At 72.2% G+C, this 9,471-nt stretch carries 9 protein-coding genes and 1 pseudogene; 4 read left to right on the top strand and 6 right to left on the bottom strand.

The features are described from left to right. Positions 1-742: 742 nt before the first annotated feature. The 6 genes and pseudogenes from CP974_RS30610 to CP974_RS29330 all read right to left on the bottom strand — a co-directional run bounded on the left by CP974_RS30610 (position 743) and on the right by CP974_RS29330 (position 4,903). A complete protein-coding gene (locus CP974_RS30610; RefSeq protein ID WP_398654111.1) occupies positions 743-1,051 on the bottom strand; it encodes a hypothetical protein in 309 nt (102 codons plus the stop codon). A gap of 116 nt (positions 1,052-1,167) precedes the next feature. Then, positions 1,168-1,456: pseudogene (locus CP974_RS29350) on the bottom strand (XRE family transcriptional regulator). Between the two features lie 209 nt (positions 1,457-1,665). After that, positions 1,666-1,983: a hypothetical protein gene (locus tag CP974_RS29345; protein ID WP_031127955.1), complete on the bottom strand. Its 318-nt coding sequence runs from the start codon at positions 1,981-1,983 to the stop codon at positions 1,666-1,668. Between the two features lie 33 nt (positions 1,984-2,016). Continuing rightward, positions 2,017-3,273 (bottom strand): hypothetical protein, encoded by a 1,257-nt coding sequence (locus CP974_RS29340; protein ID WP_143660414.1) that lies wholly within the window; start codon positions 3,271-3,273, stop codon positions 2,017-2,019. A 406-nt stretch (positions 3,274-3,679) separates the two neighbouring features. Continuing rightward, a complete protein-coding gene (locus CP974_RS29335) occupies positions 3,680-4,012 on the bottom strand; it encodes a DUF3140 domain-containing protein (protein WP_031127953.1) in 333 nt (110 codons plus the stop codon). Positions 4,013-4,291: 279 nt separating this feature from the next. Continuing rightward, positions 4,292-4,903, bottom strand: a complete 612-nt coding sequence (locus CP974_RS29330) for a flavodoxin family protein (protein ID WP_031127952.1) — start codon at positions 4,901-4,903, stop codon at positions 4,292-4,294. A gap of 330 nt (positions 4,904-5,233) precedes the next feature. Between CP974_RS29330 and CP974_RS29325 the strand changes: the two genes are divergently transcribed. From CP974_RS29325 to CP974_RS29310, 4 genes are all read left to right on the top strand, one after another. Then, positions 5,234-5,650: a DUF4259 domain-containing protein gene (locus tag CP974_RS29325; RefSeq protein WP_031127951.1), complete on the top strand. Its 417-nt coding sequence runs from the start codon at positions 5,234-5,236 to the stop codon at positions 5,648-5,650. 564 nt (positions 5,651-6,214) lie between these two features. Further along, complete coding sequence (locus CP974_RS29320; protein WP_051838820.1) at positions 6,215-7,243, top strand: 3-oxoacyl-ACP synthase III family protein; 1,029 nt, start codon at positions 6,215-6,217, stop codon at positions 7,241-7,243. Next, positions 7,240-7,980 carry a glycosyltransferase gene (locus tag CP974_RS29315; RefSeq protein WP_224354465.1) on the top strand — a complete coding sequence of 247 codons (741 nt, stop codon included), beginning with the start codon at positions 7,240-7,242 and terminating at the stop codon, positions 7,978-7,980. Before CP974_RS29320 ends, CP974_RS29315 begins: the two co-directional genes overlap by 4 nt. Then, positions 7,980-9,458, top strand: coding sequence for a class I adenylate-forming enzyme family protein (locus tag CP974_RS29310; protein WP_031127948.1), 1,479 nt, complete (start codon positions 7,980-7,982; stop codon positions 9,456-9,458). The genes CP974_RS29315 and CP974_RS29310 overlap by 1 nt, the downstream gene beginning before the upstream one ends. The last annotated feature ends 13 nt before the right edge of the window (positions 9,459-9,471 follow it).

The raw sequence follows: 9,471 nt of genomic DNA, 5'->3' as shown, positions 1-9,471 counted from the left end.
ACTCGTGGATCTGCGGTGGTTCGCACAGACCGTACTTGGGGCCGGCCAGGCGCAGCAGCAGGCGCAGGGTGGGGTTCGGTGACCCAGAGGCGGGCCGGGCTCGTCGCGGTTGCCGATCGGGTTGGGCAGGGTACGCGCTGTGCTCCCATGCGGGGCGGGGTGATCAGGTGGACGCCGGCGCGGCGGCGGTCGTGGTGGTTGCCGGCTGTGTGTTCCAGTTGGCCGATCGGCAGGTGCGTCTTGAGCGCGCTGAGATAGGCGCCGTTTGATGTCCAGGGCCGTCACCTCGTGCGGTCCGGACGGCAGTTCGGGGCGGGTCCACTTGGGGCGGGCCTCCCAGACCTGGTCGGCGCCGCGGGCGGAGGGCTTGCGCAGGATGTCCGGGATCCAGGGGTGGGCGACGATGGCGTAGCGGCCGCCCTTGCGGCAGTTGTCCAGCAGGGCCATCGCGTCCCGGGATCGCCCGCTTGACCAGTGCTGCCGTCGCCGCGTCGACGTCGCCCTGGGTGTCTGGCCAGCGCGGCCGCGACGGCTTCTGTGATCGGATCCGGCAGGTCGGAGGCGGTGCGCACGCGGCGGGCGACGGGCCACGGTTCTCGGCCGGGCGGCGGGGCGGGGCGGACGGCTCGTGGGGACATCTGCGGCCGGCGGGGCCGGTTGTGGCGCGCACGCGGCGGGGTCCAGGTGCTGGGGGAATCCGGCGACCTGATGGCGGGCGGGCTGTCCGCACAGGACGCACGGCCTAGGCACGCCCAGGTCCTCGACGTCGTCGGCTTCCGGCGCCGGGTCCGGCTGATCTGCCGTACCCGGCCGGCCCGCATCCGCGGCAGCGTCGCCGCCCGACGTGGCGGGCCCGGCATGGGGGAGGCCCGGCATCGGGGAGGCTGGCCTGGGCAGCGGTTTCGGCCTGCCGGGCGGCATCGAGGTCGGCGAGCTTGGCGTGAGCGCCTTCGAGGAAGTAGGCGTAGCGCTCACGGATGTCACCGGCCGGGTCGCGGCCCGCTTCCCAGCCGCCGACCGTGGAGGGACTCACCCCCAGTGCCCGGGCCACCTGCGCGCGGGAGAGGTCCAGTGCTTCACGCAGGGCGCGGCGCTGCTCGGCAGGGGGCAGTGTGGCCTCTGTGCGGGCTGCGGCGAGCAGGGCGTCGATCGCCTCGAACCGGGGCTTCACCGCGCCTCTCCCTTCCCGGGCCGCCGCCGTCCGGCACGGCGCTCCTCGGGCAGTGCCTCGCACGCCCGGGTCGGGCCCGCCAGGAAGTCCAGGACGTCCATGCCGTAGTGCACGGCCAGCGCCTCACAGTCGGCCAGGCTCCAGGCGGCGGCCCCGGACTGCCCGGCGGCTGACCTGCGCCTGCGTCACCCCCAGCGCCTCGGCAAGCCTCGCCTGCGACTCGCCCGAGGCATGCATCAGCGCTGCCACCACCAGCCGCACCCGTTCCGGCAAGGACATTCCCATGACACCACCCTACCAGAATCATGCGCTTCATGCATTGTCAATGAGTTCTTCGCATAGCTTTCTGTGGTGGCCCGCAGCCGGGGGCGCCGGGCACCGCCAGGCGGCAGGAGGCGGGCACCGCGGTGGATCGGGGCCCCGCACCCGGGCCCACTGCCGCGGCCATGGGCCCGAGAGGGGCATGTGTCCCCACTGTGATCACGTGACGCGGGTCAGGGCACCAGCGGACTGCCCCAGGTGAGCTCGATGGTGCGCATCCGGCGGCGCAACCGCGCGGGCAGGGATGACAGGTCGTTGTCGACGATGACGACCTGGTGCGGGCGTACGTGCGGCGTGCCACTGCGGGCGCCGGCGACGCGGTCGGGGAAGTGCGCGTACAGTCGTGCGATCAGCTGCTGGTCCTCGTTGCCGGACCCGACGCTCTTGCGCGGCGAACCGATGACCAGCAGGAACGGCAGACCGGCCGCCCCGATGACGAGCGCGTGGCTGAGGAACGTCATCCGGCAGGCCGCGTCGATCGCGGTGCGCACTGGCCCACCCTGGGTGAGTTGGCCCGCCCTGACCTACGGCAGAAGTGAGGGGCGATCGATGCGTGCACCGGGTTCCCCGGGCAGCGACAGAGAGCCGATGATGGCTGCGAACTGCTCCTCGATCTCCACCAGGGTGGCCTGGCGTCCGGACGGGAGGTTCTCGCGCGTCTTGAAGGCCTCGCGCACACCGCGCAGTTCTTCCACTGCCGAACGCAGCGCCCGCTGCAGTTCGCACAGCTGCCGGTCCCGGGTCGAGCAGCCGCCGGTGCGGGGCAGCCGCCGGTCCGGGTCGGCGAACGCTCGAGCATGCCGGCCCGGGTGCGGGCACCGGCATGGGGCGGCTGAGAGCTGCCCAGTCTGCCCGGCCAGGAGCCCGATCTCCAAGCAGGTCCGCTCCGCCAGCTCCGCCCGCGCCAGAGCGAGAGCGTCCCCGGTCTCACCGGTGGCCTTGGCCGCCTCGACGGCCCGCTGCCGTGCCGTGGCCAGCGCGGCTTCGGCTGCCTGCGCGGCCTCGTCCCGCGCACCGGGATCCAGTTCGCACAGGCACAAACCGCAGGCCCCCTGGGGGACGATACGGCCGGTCAGCAGATGCGTGCAGGAGGGGCAGCGCAGCACCGGGTCGGTGCCCGGCTGCCGCTGAGCACGCGTGATGGCCCGCTGAGCCAAGGAGAGGGCCGCCTGGGCCGCTTTCTCTTCTTCCCTGGCCCTGGTGGAGTGCGTTGCCTCAGGGGCGGCGACGCGCCGGCGCAGCGGATCGGCGAAGGTGGTCGCGGCCCGCATACGCCCCTGGAGTTCCTCCAGGGGCGTCAGCGTCTGCTGTTCTTCACTCCGGGAGCGGGTCAGCTCCTCCTCCAGTTCCGCGGCGCTCCCGGTCAGGAATTCGCTGATCGTCTCGGTGCGGCGTTTGAACTGGCTCACGGTCTGGCTCAGGTCGTCGCGGCGGGCGGCCAGCACCCGCATCTCCGCGTCGATGAGGCCGAGCACGAGTTCGACGACGGTCTTGTAGGACTGAGCGGTGTTGGCCTGTCCGCGTACGGCCCCCGTGCCGTCGACCATGTCCTGGCAGAGATGGTTCAAGGCGTAGAGCTGAGCGAAGGAGACGGGCACCGCTGCCGAGCAGTGCCACCACAGTGCGCGGGGCAAACAGCGCGCACAGGCCCAGCAGGCCAGCAGCACCTCACCCACGACGCGCCGATCGCTGCCGCCGGGTACACGGTGACATCGAGAAGCTCTTCGACCTCTTTCGTCGCAGAGGCCGATCGAATCGACGGTCCCGGTGTCGACGACCATGCAGCACCGCAAAGCGATACGCACACCCTCGACCCGCAGATGCGCCCTTACAGAGGTCAGCCACTCGAAAGACACCCGCCGCCAGACCGCCCACATTCCCAGCAGGTACCAGACGCAGTCGACCGATGTCGTCTTGCTCGTGCCGATGGAGGCCGTAGACGGGGTGGTGTTTCTTCGATCGCCTGCGAGGCATGGCGGCGGCCCGGCAGGGCGAGGGCGGAGTGCTGCTGCACCGCCGGCGCCTCTACCCCGCCTCGTGCGACCGGGGCGGGAGGCGGTCGCGTGGAGCGCACACACCGGGCGCCGCCGTCGGGGCGTACCGGACCGGCGGGCGCCGGCATCAGCCCGTGCCCGTGCCCGTGCCCGCAGCCGGCAGCGTGCCGGGAGCGCGGGCGCGGGTTCGGGGTCACTTCAAGGGGTCGTGTCCCCAATTCATCAGCGAATGCCGCCATCGGGTGTCCCGGAGATCGCCCGACGGCCGCTGGGCGAGGTGCCGGCGGATGTAACCTGCTACCTTCCGCATGTGCTGGTAGTCGTCGTCCGACAGGTCGGCCTTCCTCGCCCGCGAAACGGCCAGGATGCGGCGTCCGGAAGCGTGTCCGGTGCTCTCGGCTCCGTCCTGGTGCTGTCCGGCGCTACGCGACTGCTGCGAGGACAGCCACGCGTCCATCTCTGCCGGTGTCATGTTCACCAGGTCACGAAACGCCTTCCAGGTCTCTTCCCGCTCCTCGTCCCGCATCCGACATCACCTTCCCTCTCCTCGGGGCAGGCGCACCACCAGCTCCGCGCCCCGGTCCGCTTCCCGCCGTGGCGGCATCACGCCCGCGTCGCAGCTCGGACGGGCACGCCCCCCGCCTCCCGCACCGCCTCGCCCCGGCGCACGCCGAGGCGTACGTGCCGGCCGGGGCCGGTACGCCACGCGCCACCACCCGGCGGCGCTCGCCAGGGCGTGCTGCGCCATCGAAGTGGGCATGGGGGTGCGGTACGAGTGGGTGGAGACAGGGGTAAGCGCGGTCGGCTACTGCGGCGGGGCGCCCAACGGGGCGGCGGCCAGCGCCCGTGCGGTGCCGTACAGGTTCGCGGCCATCGCGCGGCCGGTCTTGTGGGCCCAATCGTGACCGCGCTGGTCGTCGAGGTAGTCGGGGCCGGGGCCTGGGCCCAGGTGCCAGTAGGTCCACGACTGGCCGGGGATCGTGTAGCCGATGTCGCACAGCGCACCACTGATCTCGCTGATCACATGGTGGGCGCCGTCCTCGTTGCCGGTGACGACGACGCCCGCGACACGGTTGTAGGCAACGGGACGGCCCTGGTCGTCCGTTTCGGACAGCATCGCGTCCATGCGTTCCAGGACGCGCTGGGCCACCGACGACGGTCGGCCCAGCCACGTGGGAGAGGCGATCACGAGGATCTGCGCGCGCAACAGTTTGGCGTGGACGGACGGCCAGTCATCGCCTGTGGCGACGGGTCGGCTGCTCACACCAGGATGGATGTCGAGATCGACAGCTCGGACGTACTCCGTCTCCACGCCGGCCTTCTCGGACAGCCAGTCACCGACCACCCGGGCCAGCGCGGCCGTGTTGGACGGCTCAGGGGACTTCTTGAGCGTGCAGTTGATCACCAGTGCCTTCATGACACAGCCGTACCCGATCAGGATCGAACAGGCGCGACCGTGCACCCGACCAGCCGAAAACACCAGACCCTGTAGTACGCGCTGGCGTCTGTTCAGCCGTCCGTGTACGCCGCGACACGCTCCCGCGACACGACGCCACGAGAGAAGTCGGATACTGGCCGACACCCGACACGCCGAATGTGTGTGGAGGGACGCAGAGGGATGCGCGTCACCTCCCCGCCGCCCCAACCGCACACCCGGGAGCGGACCTCGCCCCACCCGATCAACACGCAGGACACTCGACCCTCAGGCAGCGCCTACAGGGTGCAAAGACCATGTCAGGAGCCATGCATGGGAACGTGGGGAACCGGCCCCTTCGACAGCGATCTCGCCGCAGACTTCGTCGATGAACTCGAAGGGCTCACTCACCGGCAGGTCATCGACGTGCTGGGGCGGGCATTCCAGCGCGTCGTCGACTCGGGGGAACGGGTCGATGGCGGCGACGGAGCCGAAGCTGTTGCCGCTGGCGCCCTCGTCGCCGGCACCCTCCCGGGCAGCCCCATTGTGATCGACCCCGACGACGGCCCCATCGGCCCCCTGCCCGAACTGCCGCCCTCCCTTCGCGTGTCGGCGAGACTCGCACTGGACCGGGTTCTCCAGGACGGATCGGAGATGGCAACCGGCTGGGTGGACAGCACCGACTCCGAGCAGTGGCACCAGGAAGTACGACGAATCCTCGAAGCCCTTGAAGCACCCACTGAACACTGAGCGTGACCGCTGCACGGAAGTCGTGCCAGAACCGCTTGAGGTCATCCGAATCCAGGCGCCGGGACCGCACCGCTCGCCAAGAGCGCCCTGGCCGATGGCGCATGGCGTGTGGTGCCCTGCCCGTCGATCCGGATGGCTTCGAGCGCTCCTGTCCGGCACCCCCTGCCTCGGGTGCGGACGCGCGCTGCGCCTCGTCGCCGGCCCTGCCGCCGTCTTGGGGTTCCGCACCGCGGCCGTGCAGCGCCGTCAGGGCGCCGATCGGCCGCCGCTGCCCGTTTGCGTCGGGGGCGTATCGCCGCCGGACCGTGCACCGCGCCGTCCGGTCGTCGCGGCCCACCAGACGGGCCCCCGCCGACGGCCGGTCCGCTGCGGCTGGGAACGCGGAAGGGACGGCATAGGACCTTCGCGTTTGCGCGGTGGCGCTCGAGGGACGGTCCACGGCTGACCCCTGTGATGTGAGGGGCTCGGGCGTGCCGGGATCGGCGGTGGTCGGTTGGATCACCCAGTCGAGTTGAGTACCCGCGCTCAGGTGGGCTGTCCCGGTTGGCTCGTAGCGTCCAGCCCATGCACATAGACCACGCTGCTCCCGGCGCCCTGCGCCGGGTGGGCATCACCGCAGTGGCCTCCAGCCTGCCGGAACGCGAAGTGACCTCGGGGCAGTTGCAGGAGCGGATCACCGCGGCCTGCGGGCTGTCGCTGCCGACGCGGACGTTCGAACGGGCCACCGGTATCGCCTCACGCCGGGCGGTCGCGGAGGGCGAGTACGCCTCGACGCTCGCGGTGCGGGCCGCTCGCATCGCGCTGGACCGGGCCGGGCTCGCCCCGTGCGACGTGGACCTGCTGGTATTCGCGTCCGCCACGCGGGACGTGGTGGAACCGGCGACCGCGCACATCGTCCAGGCCGAACTCGGCTCGCGGGCACACGCGCTGGACGTGGCCAACGCCTGCAACAGCTTCCTCAACGGCATCGACGCGGCGCGGGCGATGATCCTGGCCGACCGCGCCCACCGGGCCCTGGTCGTCACCGGGGAGACACCCAGCCGCGCGGTGCGGTACGCCCCCTCCGACCCCGGCCAGCTGCGGGAGGGATTCGCGGGCTACACCTTCGGGGATGCCGGGGCGGCGGTCGTACTGGAAGCGGTGGGCCGGGGCGGCATCCTCGACGTGGACACCGAGACCCACTCCGAGCACTGGTCGGTGGGCGGCATCTTCGGCGGCGGTTCGCGCCATCCGCGCGGGGATGAGCACACCTACTTCCACGGCGACGGCGGCGAGCTGCGGGAGGTGTTCGAGAAGGTCGGCACCTCGGTGCTCGACCGGATGCGGCAGCGCACCGGCCTGGCGTGGGACGACTTCCGGCACATCCTGGTGCACCAGGTCACGATGCCCTACCTGGAGCGGTTCGTGGAGCTCACCGGCGTGCCCCGCGACCGGCTCGTCGTCACCGTGCCCACGCTCGGGAACATGGCCAGCGCCACGTTGGGCGTGCAGCTCGACCGGGTCCACGAGGGGCTCGACTCCGGGGATCGGGTGCTGTTCGTGGGGTTGGGCGGCGGCGTGAGCATCATGACGATGGTGTGGGAGAAGGCGTGAGCGCCCTGTGGGTGGTGGTGCCCGCGTATCAGGAGGCCGCGCGGATCGGTGCCACGCTGGAGGCGCTCGCCGGCCAGCGCGACCGCGGCTTCACCCTCGTCGTCGTGGACAACGCCTCCACCGACGCCACCGCCGCCATAGCCCGTGCCTTCGCCGACCGGGCCCCCTTCCCCGTGCATGTGCTGAACGAGCCGGAGAAGGGGGTGGGCTGCGCGGTGGACACCGGTTTCCGGTACGCGATCGAGCACGGCGCCACGTGGCTTGCCCGTACCGACGCCGACTGCCTGCCACACCCGGGCTGGACGGCCGGCGCCCGCGACGCGCTGCTGCGCGGCGCGGGTCTGGTGTGCGGGCGCATCGACGCGCGCCGTGATGAGCACGGGCCGCTGGGGCGGGCCGCGTTCCGTGCGCTGGTCGGTGTCGCGGCGTTCTTCGGGCGGATACGGCCTGCGCATCACCGCCGCCACGGCTACCTCACCCCGTACCGGATGCACGCCGGCAACAACATGGCCATCACCGCCGCGCTGTACGAGGCCGTCGGCGGGATGCCGCGTCGGCCCTCCCCCACCGACCGGCTGTTTTTGAACCGGGTGCGGCGGCGTACCACCGCGATCGTCCGCGCCCGCGACATGGTCGTGGAGAACTCCTCCCGTCGTCTGAGCGCGTACGGTCTGGTCGGTACGGCTCGCTGGTATCTCGGCAAGGGGCCGGGCCGTCACGGGGAGGACCCGCGCTGATGCTGGACGCCCTCACCCACACGTTGCGGCGCCGTCCCGAGCGGCCCGCTGTTCTCGGTTCCACCCGTACCGGGGCCGTGCGTGTCAAGGCCACGTGCGGGGAGCTGGCCGACCTCGCCGACTGCTACGCCGCGGCGATGCTTGGCCGGGGTGTCGCGCCCGGTGGCACGGTCGGCGTCGCTGTGCGGCCCGGGCCCCGTGCGCTCGCGGTGATGCTCGCTGTGCATCGGCTCGGCGCGCGGGCGGCGGTGCTGGACCCGGGTGCCGGGCCGGATGTGCTGCGCGCCCGGCTCACCCTGGCGCGCCCCGATCTCGTCGTGGCCGACGCGGCCGCGCAGGCGGCCGCCGGGTGGGCGCGGCCGCTCGCGGGCCCGCTCCGGCTGGCCCTGCCCGACCTCACCGAGCTGGGCCCGGTGGCGACCGTCGGGCCGCGGCTGCCGGGCTGCGCCCCCGCCCTCGACGGCGGTGCCCGGTCCGTGCGCCTGCCGCGCTGCGTGGACGAGGACCGGGACGCGGTGATCGTGTTCACCTCCGGCACCACCGCGCGGCCCCGCGCAGTGGTGCACACCCGGTCCTCGCTGGCCGCCGGTATGGCGACGGTCGCGGAGCTGGTACATCCACAGGCCGGGCGGCCCGTCCTCGGCGGGACCTTCTTCGTCCTCGTGCCGTCCCTGGCGAGCGGAGCACCGGTCGCCATGCCCGCCCGCTGCCTGCCGGTGCTGAGCCGGCAACTGCACCGTCTCGCCCCGCAGGCCACCTACCTGACTCCGCCACGACTGCGAGAGCTGCTGGCGGACGGCGGCCGGTTCACCGGCCGGGTATGGACCGGATCGGCCCCGGCCAGCACCGAACTGCTGACCCGCATCAAGCGGGCGGGCGCGGACGAGGCGTGGGGCGTGTACGCACTGACCGAGCTGTTCCCGACGGCAGCGATCGAGCAGGCCGACAAAGCCGCTTTCACCGGCGACGGCGACCTGGTCGGAGCACCGCTTGCGGGTGTGACGGCCAAGACGGACACGTCAGGTGAGCTGCTGCTCTCCGGGCCGGCCGCACGCCACCGCTACCTGGGCGACGACCCAGACCCCTGGGTCGCCACCGGTGACCGGGCACGCCTCGACGAAGGCCGGATCGTGCTGGAGGGCCGCCGCAAGGACATGGTCCTACGGCGCGCCGAGAACATCTACCCCGGCCTGTACGAGCCGGCACTGCACGTGCCGGGCGTCGAACTGGCCCTGCTCGTCGGCGTACCCACCGATGACGGCGACGAACGGCTGGTCGCCGTCATCCAGCCCGGTCCCGGGGTGGACCGTACCGCCGTGCGGGCTGCGCTGGCCGGGCCGCTGCAGCGTATGGGTGCTGCCCGACCGGACGCGGTGCTGTTGGCAAAGATCCCATTGTCCGGCCGGTCCCAGAAACCCAACCGCGCCGCAACCGTGCGCCTAGCACAGCGGCTCCTGACCTCAGCAAACCGACAGTGACCACACCCGACGC

Origin of the sequence: Streptomyces fradiae ATCC 10745 = DSM 40063 (assembly GCF_008704425.1) — a bacterium.
GTDB classification, from domain to species: Bacteria; Actinomycetota; Actinomycetes; order Streptomycetales; family Streptomycetaceae; genus Streptomyces; species Streptomyces fradiae.
This window is presented reverse-complemented; position numbering and strand designations above follow the sequence as displayed.